This is a genomic window from Mitsuaria chitosanitabida ATCC BAA-476 = NBRC 102408 (assembly GCF_001598255.1).
In the GTDB taxonomy this organism is placed as follows: Bacteria; Pseudomonadota; Gammaproteobacteria; order Burkholderiales; family Burkholderiaceae_C; genus Roseateles; species Roseateles chitosanitabidus.
Map to the genome: position 1 here is coordinate 205,536 of NZ_BCYP01000018.1, position 17,914 is coordinate 223,449.

The 17,914-nt window shown below is 68.8% G+C and carries 16 protein-coding genes; 8 read left to right on the top strand and 8 right to left on the bottom strand.

The window, feature by feature from the left end:
- Position 1 precedes the first annotated feature (1 nt).
- The 3 genes from MCHT01_RS11780 to MCHT01_RS11790 form a co-directional block, all read right to left on the bottom strand.
- Positions 2-640 (bottom strand): BON domain-containing protein, encoded by a 639-nt coding sequence (locus MCHT01_RS11780; protein ID WP_067065523.1) that lies wholly within the window; start codon positions 638-640, stop codon positions 2-4.
- Positions 641-736: 96 nt separating this feature from the next.
- On the bottom strand, positions 737-1,306 hold the full coding sequence (locus tag MCHT01_RS11785; RefSeq protein WP_067065524.1) for an SIS domain-containing protein: 570 nt from the start codon (positions 1,304-1,306) through the stop codon (positions 737-739).
- Positions 1,307-1,500: 194 nt separating this feature from the next.
- Complete coding sequence (locus tag MCHT01_RS11790; RefSeq protein ID WP_067065799.1) at positions 1,501-1,896, bottom strand: YraN family protein; 396 nt, start codon at positions 1,894-1,896, stop codon at positions 1,501-1,503.
- A gap of 46 nt (positions 1,897-1,942) precedes the next feature.
- On the opposite strand from MCHT01_RS11790, the gene rsmI reads away from it, so the two are divergent.
- Positions 1,943-2,899: a 16S rRNA (cytidine(1402)-2'-O)-methyltransferase gene (gene rsmI, locus MCHT01_RS11795; protein ID WP_067065525.1), complete on the top strand. Its 957-nt coding sequence runs from the start codon at positions 1,943-1,945 to the stop codon at positions 2,897-2,899.
- Positions 2,900-3,008: 109 nt separating this feature from the next.
- On the opposite strand, the gene MCHT01_RS11800 is transcribed toward rsmI, so the two are convergent.
- On the bottom strand, positions 3,009-3,374 hold the full coding sequence (locus MCHT01_RS11800) for a hypothetical protein (protein WP_174549048.1): 366 nt from the start codon (positions 3,372-3,374) through the stop codon (positions 3,009-3,011).
- A gap of 212 nt (positions 3,375-3,586) precedes the next feature.
- Between MCHT01_RS11800 and tldD the strand changes: the two genes are divergently transcribed.
- From tldD to MCHT01_RS11820, 4 genes are all read left to right on the top strand, one after another.
- Positions 3,587-5,050 carry a metalloprotease TldD gene (tldD, locus tag MCHT01_RS11805; protein ID WP_067065526.1) on the top strand — a complete coding sequence of 488 codons (1,464 nt, stop codon included), beginning with the start codon at positions 3,587-3,589 and terminating at the stop codon, positions 5,048-5,050.
- Between the two features lie 399 nt (positions 5,051-5,449).
- Positions 5,450-6,598, top strand: a complete 1,149-nt coding sequence (locus MCHT01_RS11810) for a 3-deoxy-7-phosphoheptulonate synthase (protein WP_067065527.1) — start codon at positions 5,450-5,452, stop codon at positions 6,596-6,598.
- A gap of 44 nt (positions 6,599-6,642) precedes the next feature.
- Complete coding sequence (locus MCHT01_RS11815; protein ID WP_067065801.1) at positions 6,643-7,542, top strand: 5'-nucleotidase; 900 nt, start codon at positions 6,643-6,645, stop codon at positions 7,540-7,542.
- Positions 7,543-7,632: 90 nt separating this feature from the next.
- Positions 7,633-11,082 carry a S41 family peptidase gene (locus MCHT01_RS11820; protein WP_148661505.1) on the top strand — a complete coding sequence of 1,150 codons (3,450 nt, stop codon included), beginning with the start codon at positions 7,633-7,635 and terminating at the stop codon, positions 11,080-11,082.
- A 136-nt stretch (positions 11,083-11,218) separates the two neighbouring features.
- On the opposite strand, the gene tyrS is transcribed toward MCHT01_RS11820, so the two are convergent.
- Entirely contained in the window at positions 11,219-12,397 is a 1,179-nt protein-coding gene (gene tyrS, locus MCHT01_RS11825) for a tyrosine--tRNA ligase (RefSeq protein ID WP_439956168.1), read from the bottom strand.
- A gap of 370 nt (positions 12,398-12,767) precedes the next feature.
- Between tyrS and MCHT01_RS11830 the strand changes: the two genes are divergently transcribed.
- Both MCHT01_RS11830 and MCHT01_RS11835 read left to right on the top strand, forming a co-directional pair.
- Entirely contained in the window at positions 12,768-14,153 is a 1,386-nt protein-coding gene (locus MCHT01_RS11830) for a M23 family metallopeptidase (RefSeq protein ID WP_067065529.1), read from the top strand.
- Between the two features lie 23 nt (positions 14,154-14,176).
- A complete protein-coding gene (locus tag MCHT01_RS11835; RefSeq protein ID WP_067065530.1) occupies positions 14,177-15,298 on the top strand; it encodes an anhydro-N-acetylmuramic acid kinase in 1,122 nt (373 codons plus the stop codon).
- 123 nt (positions 15,299-15,421) lie between these two features.
- On the opposite strand, the gene erpA is transcribed toward MCHT01_RS11835, so the two are convergent.
- From erpA to rplM, 3 genes are all read right to left on the bottom strand, one after another.
- On the bottom strand, positions 15,422-15,796 hold the full coding sequence (erpA, locus tag MCHT01_RS11840; RefSeq protein ID WP_067065531.1) for an iron-sulfur cluster insertion protein ErpA: 375 nt from the start codon (positions 15,794-15,796) through the stop codon (positions 15,422-15,424).
- Between the two features lie 212 nt (positions 15,797-16,008).
- Positions 16,009-16,401, bottom strand: a complete 393-nt coding sequence (rpsI, locus tag MCHT01_RS11845; protein ID WP_067065532.1) for a 30S ribosomal protein S9 — start codon at positions 16,399-16,401, stop codon at positions 16,009-16,011.
- A gap of 9 nt (positions 16,402-16,410) precedes the next feature.
- Positions 16,411-16,839, bottom strand: coding sequence for a 50S ribosomal protein L13 (rplM, locus tag MCHT01_RS11850; protein ID WP_067065533.1), 429 nt, complete (start codon positions 16,837-16,839; stop codon positions 16,411-16,413).
- Between the two features lie 173 nt (positions 16,840-17,012).
- Here rplM and MCHT01_RS11855 point away from each other — a divergent pair, with 173 nt between their 5' ends.
- Complete coding sequence (locus MCHT01_RS11855; RefSeq protein ID WP_148661506.1) at positions 17,013-17,753, top strand: GNAT family N-acetyltransferase; 741 nt, start codon at positions 17,013-17,015, stop codon at positions 17,751-17,753.
- Positions 17,754-17,914 lie beyond the last annotated feature (161 nt).

Below are 17,914 nucleotides of genomic sequence, written 5' to 3' on the forward strand. Positions count from 1 at the left end.
CTTACTCGCTCGGCGTGGCCCGCTTCGATTGCGCCTGACCCATCGCGGCCAGTTCCTGCTCGCTGATGATCTCCATCGCGCGGACCACCTTCTGCACGCCGCGCACGCCGCGCGCGATCTCGGTGGCGCGATTGGCCTCGCGCTCGGTGACGCGGCCCATGATGTAGACGTTGCCGCGTTCGACGACGACGTAGAAGGCGTTGGAGATCAGGTCCTTCGCGTCCACCAGGCTGGCCTTGACCTTGGCCGAGATGGTCACGTCGTTGGCCCGGCTCGACAGCGAGCTCAGCATGCCCACGCCGACCTCGTTGAGCACGCTGCTCACGTTCTCGACGCCCTGCGCGATGCGCTCGACCGCCGCGCGGTCCTCGTCGGTGCGGGTCTCGCCCGTCAGCAGCACCATGCGGTTGTAGCTGTTGACGTTGATGTGGACCCGGTCGCCCAGCTGCTCGCGGATGCGGTTGGAGGTCTTGAGCTCGATGCCCTGGTCTTCCAGCTGCGTGCCGGAGGTGCGGCGATCGGTCGCGACCAGCGCGCCGCCCACCGCCGCGCCGCCGACGATCAGCGGCACGCAGGCCGTCTGAAGAAGGGCGCCACCGAGCGCGGCAGCCAGGATCAGGCAACGGGTCTTGGTCATCATCGTGAGGTCCTTGGAGACTTCATTGGAAAGCAAGGTCCGGCGTCGGCGCCGGGACCCCTCGAAACACTCGCAACAGGCGGCGTCAGCGGGTCCGCCTCATTCGCTGGCGCCCAGCAGCTGCAGGTCGATCGCGTCGCTCAGGCAGTGCGACAGCAAGCGGTGTGCCTCCGCGACCCGCGCGAAGCGGCTATGGGGCACGCGCAGTTGCACGTCGGTGTCCAGCAGCGTGCCGCGCCAGTCGTCGTCCTGGGTGCCGCTCAGCACGATGACGCTCATCTCCTGGCCGTGCGCCACCTGCAGCAGCGCGCCGGCGGCCTCGCTGGCCTGCGACTCGAACAGCAGCAGCAGGTCGCCCGGATGACCGAAGGTCTGGATCTGGCGCATCAGCGCCGAGGCCGGATCGGCGTAGCCCTGGGCATGCGCGTCGAGCGCGATGGCGGCCAGGCCGGGACGTTCCTGTTCGAAGCGACCCGAGAGCAGCGAGGCCATGTAGGTCGCGTCCGCGGCCGAGATGCCCAGCCCGGCGCACAGCACCCGGCCGCCGCCCGTCAGGGCGTCCACCATCATCTGCGCCGCCACGGCGAGCGGGCGCGACAGGTTCTCGGCGACCTGATAGAGCAGGTCGGCGCTTTCGAAGAATTGTTGTTGTATGCGTTGTTCCAACATGAGCGCGCAATGATAAAGGCTGGGAAGACCCTCTCCCTAGCCCTCTCCCGCAAGCGGGCGAGGGGGCCCATGCAGGCTCCCGCGCTTGCGGGTGAGGGGGCAATGCAGGCTCTCGCGCTTGCGGGCGCGGGGGCCCATGCAGGCTCTCGCGTTTGCGGGCGAGGGGCCATGCGGGCGGGTTCCTTGCGCGGGCCTCAGTGTTCCTGCGGCACGTCGAAGGCGCCGCGCAGCCACTCGATGCGGTCGCCGTCGATGGCCACCACGTCGAAGCGGCAAGGCGGCGTCACCGCCTGCGTGCGCAGGAAGCAGGTGGCCGCGAAGATCACCCGCGCCTGCTTGGCGCGCGTCACGCTCGCCGCCGCGCCGCCATGCGCGGCGTCGCCCCGCGCCCTCACTTCGATGAAGAGCAGCGTACCGTCCGGGGCCCGCATGATCAGGTCGACCTCGCCCCCGCGTGCCCGCGGACCGCGCGCCACTCGATAATTGCGCGCCACCAGCCGCAGGCCTTGCCGCCGCAGGTGGTCCAGCGCGCGGCGTTCGGCGTCGTCGCCCAGGCCCTTGGTCGTGTCCCCGGGCGCTTCCCTGGCCATTTCCTTGGCCGCTCGCTTGACCGTTTTCGTGGAGAGCTTCTTGAACATGTCGTCGTCCCCGTCCGCCTCGATGTCCGCCGCCGCGGCCGCCGCCGCGGGCCATCAGCAGTACCCGGGCGGCACGCTCTACATGGTGGCCACGCCGATCGGCAACCTCGCCGACCTCAGCCTGCGCGCCATTCACGTGCTGGGGCTGGTCGACGCGGTGGCCTGCGAGGACACCCGGGTCAGCGCTCAGTTGCTGCGTTGGCTCGGATTGCACAAGCCGCTGGTGGCGCTGCATCAGCACAACGAGCAGCAGGCCGCGGAAGGCCTGGTCGCGCGGCTGCTGCAGGGCGAGCGCATCGCCTACGTCAGCGACGCGGGCACGCCGGCGATCTCGGATCCCGGCGCGGCGCTGGTGGCCGCGGCCGCGAAGGCGGGGGTGCGGGTCGTGCCGCTGCCGGGCGCGAGCAGCGCCGCGGCGGCGCTCAGCGTCGCGGGCGACACGCGGGGGCAGGGATTCCGGTTCGTGGGCTTCCTGCCGACCAAGGCGGCGGAACGGCGTAGCACATTGCAGGCGCTGACCGGCGCGCCCCACAGCCAGGTGCTGTTCGAGGCCCCCCATCGCATCCAGGAACTGATCGCGCTCCTGGCCGAGTTGGCGCCGACGCAGACGCTGACGGTCTGCCGCGAGGTCACGAAGCAGTTCGAGACCATCCATACCGCGCCATGCGCGTCGCTGCCCGCCTGGATGGCCGAGGACAAGCAGCGCGAGCGCGGCGAATTCGTGCTGGTGCTGCATGCGGCCACGGCACAGCAGGACGCCGACGGGCTGCCCGAGGAGGCGTTGCGCACGCTGCGGGTGCTCGTGCGGGACCTGCCGCTGAAGCAGGCGGCGGCGCTGGCGGCCGAGCTGACCGGCGTGTCGCGCAAGGCGCTGTATCAGCAGGCCCTGGACTGGAAGCAGGGTGCCGACGACGACGGCAGCGATGCAGCTGCCGGAGAAGACGAAGGTCGGTGACCATGGCGGCTGGAGAGAAGCGACGAACGCCCCGAAGGGCGTCCGTCTCATCGTTCAATCATGGGCCGAACGTCGGTCGATGATCTGATCGACCCACCGCTCAGCGGATTCAGCTGGTCTTGGCGACGCGCTTGTTGTGCTTGGCGCGGCGGATGTCGGCGCTGGCGACGTCCTGTTCCTTCTGCAGGTGGCGGCGTTCCTTGGCGGTGACCACGCCGTCCGACTTGGCCTTGGCTTCCGTCTTGTCGATGTGGGCCTGTTCCTTCTCCAGACGCTGCGTTTCCTTGGCGGTCAGCTGGCCGGAGGCGGCGCCGTTGGCGATGCGCTGCTGCTGGTTGGCCTCGCGCTGATCGACGCGCGGCGTGGCGGTCGGGCTGACCGGGGCCGTCGGCGCGGTGGTCTGCGCGAAGGCCGTGGCGGTCGTCAGGGCCATCAGGCCGGACACGAGGGCGAGGGTCAGGGAATGGCTTTTCATCGAGGGTCTCCTGGGGAGGTTGGACGCGGCAATCGCGCCGCTGAGGGTGACAACGACGCCTGTGAGAAATCGGCGGACCGGGTTCCGGTAAAGAACCGTGTAGCGATTGCATCCACCCGTTCCGCCCCTGGGCCGGCCCGGTTCTCCCCGCCCGGGACCCTGTCATCGGCGCGGCCATCCGGCGCGGCCCGGGCGCTGCCTACAATCGCCCGATGATTTCGCGCGAACCCACCCTTGCCCGCCTGGTCACGGCCCGTGCCCAGCTGCTGGAACCCTTCGGCCTGACCGACGCGACGCTCTCGAAGGCGCTGCGCCTGATCACGGAACATCGCGTCGACGACGCCGACCTCTACTTCCAGACCACCCGCGCGGAGGGTTGGAGCCTGGAGGAGGGCATCGTCAAGAGCGGCAGCTTCTCCATCGACCAGGGCGTCGGCGTGCGCGCCGTCGCGGGCGAGAAGACCGCGTTCGCCTACTCGGACGACATTTCCGAGGCCGCGCTGCTGGACGCCGCCCGCACCGTGCGCGCGATCGCGTCGGCCGGACAGAGCAAGCGGGTGAAGGTCCCGAGCGAACCCATCGTGTCCGCGAGCCGCGCCCTCTACGGCGACGCCGACCCCATCGCCAGCCTGGACAGCACGCAGAAGGTCGCCTTGCTGGAGCGCACCGAGCGCCTGGCCCGCGCCAAGGATCCGCGTGTCGTGCAGGTGATGGCCGGCCTGGCCGCCGAGCATGAGGTCGTGCTGATCGCGCGCGCCGACGGCACGCTGGCCGCGGACGTGCGACCGCTGGTGCGTCTGTCCGTGACCGTGATCGCCGAGAGCAACGGCCGCCGCGAGGTGGGCTCGGGCGGCGGCGGCGGCCGCTTCGGTCTGGCTTATTTCACCGACGAGATGATCGCGTCCTACGTCGAGCAGGCGGTGAGCGCGGCCCTGACCAACCTGGAATCGCGCCCGGCTCCGGCGGGCGAGATGACCGTGGTCCTCGGCCCGGGCTGGCCCGGCGTGCTGCTGCACGAGGCGGTCGGCCACGGCCTGGAGGGCGATTTCAACCGCAAGGGCTCGTCGACCTTCTCCGGCCGCATCGGCGAGCGCGTCGCCGCCAAGGGCGTGACGGTGCTGGACGACGGCACCATCCCGGACCGCCGCGGCTCGCTCAACGTCGACGACGAGGGCTGCGCCTCGCAGCGCAACGTCCTGATCGAGGACGGCATCCTCAAGGGCTACATCCAGGACGCGATGAACGCGCGCCTGATGAAGGTCGCGCCCACCGGCAACGGCCGTCGCGAGAGCTATGCCCACGTCCCCATGCCGCGCATGACCAACACCTACATGCTGGGTGGCGACAAGGATCCGGCGGAGATCATCGCCAGCATCGACAAGGGCCTGTACGCGACCAACTTCGGCGGCGGCCAGGTGGACATCACCTCGGGCAAGTTCGTGTTCTCCGCGAGCGAGGCCTTCTGGGTCGAGAACGGCAAGATCCAGTACCCGGTCAAGGGCGCGACCATCATCGGCAACGGCCCGGACGCGCTGACCCGCGTCAGCATGATCGGCACCGACATGCAGCTGGACACCGGCGTCGGCGTCTGCGGCAAGGAAGGCCAGAGCGTCCCGGTGGGCGTGGGCCAGCCGACGCTGCGCATCGACGGCCTGACCGTCGGCGGCACCGCCTGAGGCGCGTGCCCGCCCGGAAGACGGCGCCCCGAGGCGCCGTCGGTCCATGCCATGACCCGGCTCAGGCCGGGTTTCGTTTTTCCGCGAAGGCTCGGTTGCCCGATGTCGTCGCGCGACGCGTGCGGCTGTCACCCCTTCGCGCTTGACGCGGTGCAGCAAGCCCAGGCACCATTGGCTCTTATGCGTTCCGCCCCGAAGTTTTACTTTGCTTTTTTTTGGTTCTCGCACCGCCCCGGCGGAGGAGAGGCGAACGCATAAGCTGAACGCCGAGAATCCTCAAGAAACCGCCGGGCCCAAAGCCCGGCGGTTTTTTTTCGGCCGGGCTCCCCGTCCCCCCAGATGCACCTCATCGGTGGTCCTTGAGCGGCACCCCGCACACCACCAGAAAGCGTGATTCCCATGAATGCCAAGTCGACCAGTTATCCCAGCGCTCAACAGGCGGAGCGCTGGTATTCGCCGCAGGACAAGACCTCCCAGACCGACGACGAACGCATCCTGGACATCACGCCCTTGCCGCCTCCTGAACACCTCATCCGCTTCTTCCCGATCCGTGGCACGGCCATGGAGCAACTCGTCGTCGGCACGCGCCAGCGCATCCGCGACATCATGCAGCGCAAGGACGACCGCCTGCTCGTGATCATCGGGCCCTGCTCGATCCACGATCCGGCCGCGGCGCTCGAGTACGCCAAGCGCCTGACCGCGCTGCGCGAGCAGCACGCCGACACGCTGGAGATCGTGATGCGCGTCTACTTCGAGAAGCCGCGCACGACGGTGGGCTGGAAGGGCCTGATCAACGATCCCTACCTGGACGAGAGCTACCGCATCGACGAGGGCCTGCGCATCGCGCGCCAGCTGCTGCTCGAGATCAACCGCCTGGGCATGCCGGCCGGCTCGGAGTTCCTGGACGTGATCTCGCCGCAGTACATCGGCGACCTGATCAGCTGGGGCGCCATCGGCGCGCGCACGACCGAGAGCCAGGTCCACCGCGAGCTGGCCTCGGGCCTGTCCGCCCCCATCGGCTTCAAGAACGGCACCGACGGCAACATCAAGATCGCCACCGACGCCATCCAGGCCGCGGCGCGTCCGCACCACTTCCTGTCGGTGCACAAGAACGGCCAGGTCGCCATCGTCGAGACCAAGGGCAACCAGGACTGCCACGTGATCCTGCGCGGCGGCAAGGCGCCCAACTACGACGCCGAGAGCGTCGCCGCCGCCTGTGCCGACCTGGTCACCTCCAAGCTGCCGGAGCGCCTGATGGTGGACTGCTCGCATGCCAACAGCAGCAAGAAGCACGAGCGCCAACTGGACGTCGCGCGCGACATCGCCGCGCAGATCCGCGCCGGCAGCACGCGCATCTTCGGCGTGATGGTCGAGAGCCACCTCAAGGGCGGCGCGCAGAAGTTCAGCCCGGGCAAGGACGATCCCTCCAAGCTGGAGTACGGCAAGAGCATCACCGACGCCTGCCTGGACTGGGACGATTCCATCGAGGTGCTGGACGTGCTGAGCGAGGCCGTCCGCGCCGCGCGCGTCGAGGCCGCCGTCAGCTGATTCCCTGCCCGGCGGACCGGGCATGGCGGCCTATGATCGCCGCCATGCCCGCAACGCTCGACGGCCGCCTGGTGGTGGCCCTTTCCTCCCGCGCGCTGTTCGACTTCGAGGAAGAGAACCAGCTCTTCGAGAACAGCGATGACCGCGCCTACATGCGCCTGCAGCAGGAGCGCCTGGACGAGCCGGCCAAGCCTGGCACCGCGTTCTCGCTCGCGCGCAAGCTGCTCGCGTTCAACGTACCCGGGCAGACGCCACGGGTCGAGGTGGTCGTGCTCTCGCGCAATGACCCGATCTCGGGCATGCGAGTGTTCCGCTCGGCCCAGCATTACGGTCTGTCCATCGAGCGCGGCGTGTTCACGCGCGGTCAGAGCCCGTGGCGCTATCTGAAGCCGCTCAAGGCGCAGCTCTTCCTGTCGGCCAACGAGGACGACGTGCGCTCCGCGCTGGCCGCCGGCGTGGCCGCGGCGCGGGTCTTCCCGCAGTCCGCGCGCGCCTCGGCCGCCTATCCGGATGAACTGCGCATCGCCTTCGACGGCGACGCGGTGCTGTTCTCCGACGAGGCCGAGCAGATCTACCAGCGCGACGGTCTGGACGCTTTCCAGGCCCATGAGCGCGAACGCAAGCTCACCCCGCTCCCAGCCGGGCCGTTCAAGCAGGTGCTGCATGAGCTGCAACGGCTGCAGGCGGCCGCGCCCGTGCCGATGCGTCTGCGTACCGCCCTGGTGACGGCGCGCAGCGCGCCCGCCCATGAGCGCGCCATCCGCACCCTGATGGACTGGGAGGTGGAGGTCGACGAGGCCATGTTCCTCGGCGGCCTGCCCAAGGGCGAGTTCCTGCGGGAGTTCGAGCCCGATTTCTTCTTCGACGACCAGCAGGGCCACATCCAGAACGCGGTGCCGCACGTGCCTTCGGGCCATGTGGCCATGGGTGTGACGAACCGCTGACGTCCGACACGGCGCCAGAATGCGCGCCGCATGACTTCCGGCAGCGGTCGGGCCGGGGTCTCCCATTCATTCCCACAAGGAAGCCACACGATGCGCATCACCTTCCGCCGCCTGGCCATCGCCTCGGCGTGCACCCTGGCCACCATGGCCTTCGCTGCCGAGACCACCACGACCACGGCGTCCGCGGCCGCCGCCACGGCGGCCGCGCGCGGCGCGGTCTCCGACCCGTCGCTGGGCTTCTACCGCATGCCGGCGCTGCGCGGCGACCAGCTGGTCTTCGTCGCCGAGGGCGACCTCTGGCGGGCCAACGCGGCAGGCGGTGTCGCCCAGCGTCTGACCACGCATGCCGGCGCGGAGTCCTTCCCGGCGATCTCGCCGGATGGCCGCTGGGTCGCCTTCGTCGGCCAGTACGAGGGCGCGGGCGATGTCTTCGTGATGCCCGCCGCGGGTGGCGTGCCCAAGCGTCTGACCTGGGACACCGGCGCGGTGCGCGTCTGGGGCATCACCGCCCAGAACGAAGTGCTCTACACCGGCGCCACGGAGCGTGGCGAGCCCGGCACCCAGCTGCACCTGGTCGACCTGAACACCGGCAAGCATCGCGCGCTGCCGGTCGGCCAGGCCAGTGACGGCGCCCTGAGCGCCGACGGCAAGACCCTGTACTTCACCCGCAACGGCCTGCGCGGCGACAACGCCCGCCAGTACCGCGGCGGCGCGCTCGCCCGTCTGTGGGTGATGGACCTGGGCGCCAAGACCGAGGCCCGTCCGCTGGTCGCCGAGGGTGCCAACGACCGTCGCCCCATGCCCTACACCGACGCCGCCGGCAACGCCCGCGTGGCCTTCCTGTCGGACCGTGACGGCACCTTCAACCTGTGGTCGGTGAAGGCCGACGGCAGCGATCCGCGCGAGCACACCCATCACAAGGGCTGGGACATCCGCCACGCCAGCCTCAGCGACGGCGTGGTCGCCTACGCGCTGGGCGCCGATCTGTACCGCGTCGATCTGAACGGCACGGCGGCGGAGCAGAAGCTGACCGTGACGCTGGGGGGCGACTTCGACCAGCAGCGCAAGCGCTGGGTCGCCAAGCCGCAGGACTTCCTGACCAACGTGTCGCTGTCGCCGGACGGCGAGCGCGTGGTGATGACCTCGCGCGGCCGCCTGGCCACGCAGGGCGTGGGCCCGCTGCGCCGCGCCGAACTGCAGATCCCCGCCAGCCTGGGCGACGCCGGCCGCTGCCGCGACGCCGCCTTCAGCAGCGACAGCCGCGATGTCTTCGCCCTGTGCGACTACAGCGGCGAGCTGGAGATCTGGCGCTTCGCCGCCAATGGCACCGGCCAGCCCAAGCAGATCACCGAGGGCGCCACGGCCATGCGCCGCAACCTGTCGCCGTCGCCGGACGGCCGCTGGATTGCGCACACGGACAAGGAGAGCCGACTCTTCCTGACCGACCTGAAGAACCCGAATCGCGCCGCCGCGACCCGCGAGGTCGATCGCGACACGATGGGCGACGGCGCCGCCTGGATGAGCTGGTCCGCCGACGGCAAGTCGCTGGCCTACGTCCGCAACACCGACAACGCCTACCGCGAGCAGCTGATGCTGCTGACCGTCGCCGACGGCAAGGTCCATCAGCTCGGCAGCGACCGCTATGCCGCCACCGCGCCGGCCTTCAGCCCCGACGGCCAATGGCTGTACTTCCTGTCGCGCCGCAGCTTCAACGTGACCGGCAACCCCGGTCCCTGGGGCGACCGCAACATGGGGCCCTACTTCGACAAGGGCTGGAAGATCTACGCGCTGGCGCTGCAGCCGGGGCTGCGCTTCCCGTTCGCGGCGCCGGACGAGCTCCAGTCGATGAAGGCCCGCGAGGAGGCCGAGGTCCGCGAGCAGGAGAAGGACAAGCCGGACAACAAGGAATCCAAGCAGAAGGTCGAGGAGGCCAAGGCCGCGACCGCCAAGGAAGCGCCGGCCGCCAAGCCCGCCGCCAAGGGCAAGCCGGAGATCCAGATCCCCGGCCTGGCCCTGCGCCTGTACGAGCTGCCGGTCCCGGCCGGCAACTACAACGGCCTGGCCGTCGATTCCAAGCGCCTGTACGTCCAGGAAGGCGCGGCCTTGCGCCAGCTGCCGATCGGCCCGCAGGAGAGCAAGCTCGAGACCTTCGCCGACGGCGTGGCGGGCTGGGACCTGAGCGCGGATGGCAAGAAGCTGTTGATCCGCCGTCCGGCCGCGCCGGGCGTGGCGCCGGAGATCCTGATCGTCGACGCGGGTCCCCGCATCCCCGGCGACCTGGACAAGGCCCGCGTGCGCTGGAGCGACTGGCAGATCCAGGTCGATCCCAAGGCCGAATGGCGGCAGATGTTCGCCGACGCCTGGCGCATGCAGCGGGACTTCTTCTACGACAAGGACATGCACGGCGTGGACTGGGTCGCGATGCGCGCCAAGTACGCCCCGCTGGTCGAGCGCGTCACCGACCGCTACGAGCTGGCCGACCTGATGGGCCAGATGGTGGGCGAGCTCAGCCTGCTGCACAGCCAGGTCGCCCCGGGCGACGTGCGCAAGGGCGCGGACGAGCCGGGTTACGCTGGCCTGGGCGCGCTGCTCGACCGCGACGCCAAGGGCTGGAAGGTCTCGCGCATCTTCGCGGGCGATCCGGAACTGCCCTCCGAGGCGGGCCCCCTGGCCGCGCCGGGCGTGAACGTGCCGGTGGGCTCGGTGATCACCGCGATCAACGGCCGCGACGCGACCCAGGTGCCGGACCCGAGCGAGCTGATGCGCGGTCAGGCCGGCAAGCAGGTGCTGCTGCAGCTGCGTGATCCGTCGGGCAAGGACCGTCCGGTGGTGGTGACCCCGGTGGACCTGCGTCGTGAAGGCCAGCTGCGTGTCAACGACTGGCGCTATGGGCGCGCCAAGGCGGTCGAGACCGCCGGCGGCGGCAAGATCGGTTACCTGCACCTGCGCGCGATGGGTCGCGACGACATCAACGATTTCGTCCGCGAGTTCTATGCCCAGAGCGATCGCGAGGGTCTGATCATCGATGTGCGCCACAACAACGGCGGCAACATCGACAGCTGGATCCTGCAGACGCTGCTGCGCCGCGCCTGGGCCTTCTGGCAATCGCGCTCGCCGGCCGGCAGCAAGCCGTATCCCAACATGCAGCAGGTGTTCCGCGGCCATGTCGTGGTGCTGGCCAACGAGGAGACCTACTCGGACGGCGAGACCTTCTCCGAAGGCTTCAAGCGCCTGGGCCTGGGCCCGGTGATCGGTCAGACCACCTCGGGCGCCGGCGTGTGGCTGTCGGACCAGAACCGGCTGATGGACAACGGCCTGATGCGCGCCGCCGAGAACGGCCAGATGAGCATCGACGGCCAGTTCCTGGTCGAGGGCAAGGGCGTGACGCCGGACATCGCGGTCGACAACCCGCCGCGCGCGACGGCCGAGGGCCAGGACGCGCAGCTGGACGCCGCCGTCGCCTGGCTCAAGAACGCGATCGCCAAGGAGCCGATCAAGACGCCGAAGCCGGGTCCGTACCTGCGTCCGATCAAGCAGTGACGACCTGACCCCCGGCACCCGCCTCGCGCGGGTGCTCGGGCCGTCATCCACGCGGGCGCGCGATGCGCCAAGCAAAACGGGAGGCCAAGGCCTCCCGTTTCTCGTTGGGCGTCGCGCCGGGCGTGGCGCGGCGTGATCAGCTCAGCGTGACGCGCGCGAACTTGCGCTTGCCCACCTGCAGCACCATCGAGCCGGCCTCGAGCTTCAGGCCCTTGTCGCTGATGGTGGTGCCGTCGATCTTGACGCCGCCCTGGTCGATCATGCGGTTGCCCTCGCTGGTCGACGGGACCAGGTTGGCCGCCTTCAGCAGCGCGGCGACGCCGATGGGCGCGCCGCTCAGCGCGACTTCCGGGATGTCGTCCGGGATGCCGCCCTTGGCGCGGTTGTTGAAGTCGGCCTCGGCCTCGTCGGCCGCCTGCGCGCTGTGGAAGCGGGCGGTGATCTCCTTGGCGAGCATCACCTTGGCTTCCTTCGGATTGCGGCCGCCCTCGATCTCGCGCTTGAGCGCCGCGATCTCCTCGATCGACTTGAAGCTCAGCAGGTCGAACCACTTCCACATCTGCACGTCGCTGATCGACAGGATCTTGGCGAACATGCTGTTCGCCGGCTCGGTGATGCCCACGTAGTTGTTCTTGGACTTGGACATCTTCTCGACGCCGTCCAGACCCTCCAGCAGCGGCATGGTCAGGATGCACTGCGGCTCCTGGCCGTACTCGGCCTGCAGGTGGCGCCCCATCAGCAGGTTGAACTTCTGGTCCGTGCCGCCGAGTTCCAGGTCGGCCTTCAGCGCCACCGAGTCGTAGCCCTGCATCAGCGGATAGAGGAACTCGTGCACCGAGATCGGGGTCCCGGCGGCGTAGCGCTTGGTGAAGTCGTCGCGCTCCATCATGCGGGCCACGGTGTACTTGGCGGCCAGCTGGATCAGGCCGCGCGCGCCGAGCGGGTCGGACCATTCGCTGTTGTAGCGGATCTCGGTGCGGGCCGGGTCCAGCACCAGGCTGGCCTGCTTGTAGTAGGTCTCGGCGTTGTGCTTGATCTGCTCGGGCGTCAGCGGGGGGCGCGTCGCGTTGCGGCCGGAGGGGTCGCCGATCATCGAGGTGAAGTCGCCGATCAGGAAGATCACCTGGTGGCCCAGGTCCTGCAGCTGGCGCATCTTGTTGAGCACCACCGTGTGACCGACGTGGATGTCGGGCGCCGTCGGGTCCAGACCCAGCTTGATCCGCAGGGGCTGGCCGGTCGCTTCCGAGCGCGCCAGCTTCTTCAGCCACTCGTCCTGCGGCAGCAATTCCTCGCAGCCGCGCAAGGACTGCGCCATGGCGGCGCGGACCCGGTCCGTGATCGGAAATTCGGGGGTCGACGGGGACTCGGTTCGGATGTCAGACATGGCACTTCGGAGCCCGCACGGGCTTACGTAAAGTCTTGATTTGTCGGGTTTTCTAGCGCTTTGTAGCCCGGACGCGCCGGTATACTGCCGGCTGTTTTGCGGGGCGCCCAGGAAGGCAAAAAGCGTTCCTGGCGCACGTCGTTCCGCAAAGCGACCGATTCTAGTGGACGCCCCTGACCCCAGCGGGCGTCCGTCGCTTGACAGGGCGGTGAATCACCAGCACGGGCCGTTCGGGCCGCGTCGACCGGACGCGGTGGCGAAGGGCAGTCCCAGGTTTCCGAAGGAAGGTCTTCAGCGCGTGATGAATTGGAAAGACGAATGGCAGCGCGTGCAGCGCTCGCTCGCTCGCGCTGAAGCCTTCGCGGCCAAGCATCCTCGTGCACTGACCGGCACCGTCGTCGGCACGCTGAGCTGTTTCGCCGTCACCGCCTTCGGCATCGCGCCGATGGCCCCGGACGCCGAGGATCTCCCGCAACGCGTCATCAGCGAATCCATCCCGCTGCAGTCGCTCGACGAGCAACTGGCGCAGCTGGCCGCCTTCGACCCCGGCCTGTCGCGCAGCGACCAGACCCGCGCCGGCGACACGGCCGACACGCTGCTCAAGCGCATGGGTGCCTTCGACACGAGCTTCGCGGCGTTCCTGCGCAGCGACGACACCGCCAAGAAGCTGCTGTCGGGTCGCACCGGCAAGCGCGTGCAGGTCGTCGCGACCGCCAGCGGCGAAGTGCAATCGCTGGTGGCCCGCTACGCCGCGGAGGCCTCGGACCAGCAGGACACCCAGTTCACCCGCCTGAGCATCACCCGCGACGGCGACCGCTTCGTCTCCAAGCTGGAGACCGTCCCGCTGCAGAGCCAGACGCGTCTGGGCAGCGGCACGATCCAGTCCTCGCTGTTCGCCGCGACCGACGAGGCCAATGTGCCCGACGCCATCGCGACGCAGCTGGCGGACATGTTCTCCGGCGACATCGACTTCCACCGAGAGCTGCGCAAGGGCGACCGCTTCTCCGTGGTCTATGAGACCCTGACCGCCGACGGCGAGCCGGTGAACTGGGGCAACCGCTCCGGCCGCCTGCTGGCCGCCGAGTTCGTCAACAACGGCAAGAGCTACCAGTCCGTCTGGTTCCGCGACGCGGCCAGCGGCAAGAGCAACTACTACGGCTTCGACGGCGAATCCAAGCGCCGCTCGTTCCTGGCCAGCCCGCTGGAGTTCTCGCGCGTGACCTCCGGTTTCGCGATGCGCTTCCATCCGATCCTGCAGACCTGGCGTCAGCACCAGGGTGTGGATCTGGGTGCGCCCAGCGGCACGCCGGTGCGCAGCGTCGGCGACGGCAATGTCGAGTTCGCCGGCTGGCAGAACGGTTTCGGCAACGTCATCCAGCTCAAGCACAGCGGCAACCGCATGACGGTCTATGCGCACCTGAGCCGCATCGACGTCAAGAAGGGTCAGAAGATCGAGCAGGGCCAGAAGATCGGCGCCGTCGGCGCGACCGGCTGGGCGACCGGCCCGCACCTGCACTTCGAGTTCCGCGTCAACGGCAAGCAGCAGGATCCGCGCGTCATCGCCAAGGCCTCCGAGGCCTTGACCCTGCCCGCGACCGCCAAGGCCGCGTTCAAGGCGCAGGTCGCCAGTGCCAAGGTGCAGCTGGAAGCCGCGGCGACCATCAACGAGGGCGTCGTCGGCGAGTGAGCTGGCGACCCGCGGGCGCGCCCATGTCTCCGGAGCTCTACATCGGCCTGATGTCGGGCACCTCGATGGACGGCGTCGATGCCGTGCTGCTGCGTGCCGAACCCGATGGCCGCGTGCACGCGCTGGCGCATGATCACCAGCCTTTCGGCGCTGAATTGCGCGCCGAGCTGATGGCGCTGAACGCACCGACCGACAACGAATTGCAGCGCGCCGCGCTCGCGGCGAACGCGGTCTCGCGCGTGTACGCGCAAGCCTGCCGTGCGCTGCTGATGGCGCAACGCCTGTCCCCGACGGAGATCCGAGCCCTGGGCGCTCACGGGCAGACCGTGCGGCATCGGCCTGGCGAGTTCGACGGGACGGGTTTCTCGATCCAGTTGCTGAATGCGCCGCTGCTGGCGGAGCTGACCGGCGTCGCTGTCGTTCATGATCTGCGTGGTCGTGACGTCGCGGCGGGCGGGCAGGGGGCGCCATTGGTGCCGGCCTTCCATCGCGCGGTGCTGGCGCAGCCAGGCGTCGATGTCGTCGTGCTGAACGTCGGCGGCATCAGCAACGTCAGCCTGCTGCGAGCCGATGGCCAAGGTGGCGGCTTCGATTGCGGTCCTGGCAATTGCCTGATGGACGGCTGGATCCATCGCCATCAGGGGTTGGACTACGACGCTGGCGGTCAGTGGGCATCGCAGGGCAGCGTGCATGGCGCACTGCTGGAGGCGCTGCTGGCCGAACCCTACTTCCGCCTGTCGCCTCCGCGCAGCACGGGTCGGGATCTCTTCCACCTCGCTTGGCTGGACGCGAGGATCGCCACGCATGCGCCAGCCATCGCGCCGGTCGACGTGCAGGCGACCTTGCTCGAGCTGACCACGCGCTGCGTGGTCGACAGCCTGGCCGCCTTCGCACCGGGAAGCTGGCGCGAGTTGCTGGTCTGCGGCGGTGGCGCGTTCAACGACGCGCTGCTGCGCCGTCTGCGCGCGCTGCTGCCGGCGGTGGCCGTCGACACGACCGAGGTCAAGGGCTTGCCGCCCATGCTCGTCGAAGGCGCGGCCTTCGCCTGGTTGGCGATGCGGCATGTGCGCGGGCTCTCGGGCAATCTGCCCGAGGCGACCGGTGCCACCGGGCCGCGCATCCTCGGCAGCTACACGCCGGCCTGAGGGCTGAACCCGACGGGGCGCGCGCAAGCGCCCTTTGTCCACGCCAGAAGCGAAAAGACCGCCCGAGGGCGGTCTTTTTCATGGCGCGGTGGGCTGAGGGGCCCCGATCTCGTCGATCGTCGATCAGACCGAGAAGCTGGAGCCGCAGCCGCAGGTGGTGGTCGCGTTCGGATTCTTGATCACGAACTGGGCGCCTTGCAGGTCTTCCTTGTAGTCGATCTCGGCGCCCATCAGGTATTGCAGGCTCATCGAGTCGATCAGCAGGGTGACGCCGTTCTTGGTCATCGGCGTGTCGTCGTCATTGACCGCTTCGTCGAAAGTGAAGCCGTACTGGAAGCCGGAGCAGCCGCCGCCTTGCACGAATACGCGCAGCTTCAACTCGGGGTTGCCTTCTTCCAGCACCAGCTCGCGGACCTTCTCGGCGGCGCTGTCGGTGAAGACCAGCGGCACGGGCATCGCGCCGGTGTCGGGGGTGGTGGTGTCGAGGACTGCGCTCATCGTGGATCCTGTGATGTCGGAGTGATGCGGGGATTATCTCAAACCGCTTCCAGAGCGGTCGGCCTTGCCGCCGGATATCCCCACTCGATGTGGATGGGCTCCCACATGGCGGGCGAGGCACAAAAAAACAAGGCCGCTGAGAAGCGGCCTTGTCTTGGATTTCGCGTCGCCGCGGATCCGCCGAAGCGGATCGTGCGGCGATCGGAAGTCGATCAGCGCTTGCTGAACTGCTTCCGGCGACGGGCGCCGTGCAGACCGACCTTCTTACGCTCGACTTCACGCGCATCACGCGTGACGAAGCCGGCGCGGCTCAGTTCGGGCTTCAGGGCTGCGTCGTAGTCGATCAGCGCGCGGGTGATACCCAGGCGGACCGCGCCGGCTTGGCCGGACTCGCCGCCGCCGTGCACGTTGACCTTGATGTCGAACGCTTCGCCGTTGTTCGTCAGCAGCAGGGGCTGACGAGAAATCATGATCGACGTCTGACGGCCGAAATATTGCTCGATCGAGCGGCCATTGACGGTGATCTGGCCAGTGCCCTTCTTGATGAAGACACGAGCCACAGACGACTTGCGACGGCCGGTACCGTAGTTCCAGTTTCCGATCATCTCCGCTCCTTAGATTTCCAGAGCCTTGGGCTGCTGGGCAGTGTGCGGATGCGTGTCGCCCGCGTACACCTTCAGCTTCTTGATCATCGCGTAGCCGAGCGGGCCCTTGGGCAGCATGCCCTTGACGGCCTTCTCCAGGGCGCGGCCCGGATGCTTGGCTTGCATGTCCTTGAACTTGGTGGCGTAGATGCCGCCCGGGAAGCCCGAGTGACGGTAGTACACCTTGTCCGTGGCCTTGTTGCCAGTGACGCGCAGCTTCTCGGCGTTGATGATGACGATGAAATCACCGGTATCGACGTGAGGCGTGTAGATGGCCTTGTGCTTGCCGCGCAAACGGAGTGCCACTTCGCTGGCAACACGTCCGAGCACCTTGTCGGTGGCGTCAATCACAAACCACTCGTGCGTCACTTCGGCCGGCTTGGCGCTGAAGGTCTTCATGAGATTCTTTCAAAAGGCTTGATTCCGGGCGATCTGCCCCCGTACGCTCGGTGCGCGCTTGTGGATGCGGCCTCTCACGGACGTCTTCCCTGCTGCCTTGGAAACAGGAAAGCCGACGAGTCTACCAGAATCCCTCGCGGACCGCTAGCATCGGCCCCATCCCGCCTTCCGTCATGACCGCTCCCCAGGATTCCCGCCCCCCGCCCCCCGACGCGCCTCCGGACGCGGCAGGCCCGCGTTCGCGCTGGCACCCGTCGACGGTGCTGGCGCGCTGGACCGCCTGGGTACCGATCCGCTCGCTGGGCCGACGGCACCGCAAGCGCATCCTCCAGCACCTGCTGGCCTTGGGCGAGCGCGACCGCTATCTGCGCTTCGGCTACCAGGCGCGCGATGAGCAGATCGAGAAGTACGTCACCGGCCTCGATTTCACCCGGGACGAGGTGCTGGGCATCTTCAACCGCCGGCTGCAGCTGATCGCGGTGGCTCACCTGGCCTACGCGCCGGCGCCGCAGATCAAGGGCCGGCCGGCGATGGCGGAGTTCGGCGTCTCGGTCGCCAAGTCCGCTCGGGGCCGGGGTTTCGGCGCCCGGTTGTTCGAGCGCTCCGCCCTGCACGCCCGCAACCGCGGCATCGACACCCTGTTCATCCACGCGCTGAGCGAGAACGCCCCCATGCTGGCCATCGCTCGCAAGGCTGGCGCCAAGGTCGAGCGCGACGGCGGCGAGTCCGAGGCCTGGTTGCGGCTGCCGCCGGATTCGGTGTCCTCGCACGTGGACGAGGCGCTGGAGCGCCACATGGCTGAATGGGACTTCCAGTTCAAGCGCCACATGCGGACCGTGGGCGACATCCTGGACGGGGTGGCCGAGGTCAAGTCCAAGCTGTCCGGGAAGGGCCGCGAGGGACGCGAAAAGTAGCTCGCGCCGGGCTCGGCATCCGGCCGGCGTCGATATTCCTTGGGCGCCACCCTATTTCAGGGGGAACCCTCGATGCAATTTGTAACGACTTTCGGCTACATTCGCGCGATCGTAGAGGGAGGGCGCCTGGCGCGCCCATTGTGTTCGTCCGGGTCGTTGGG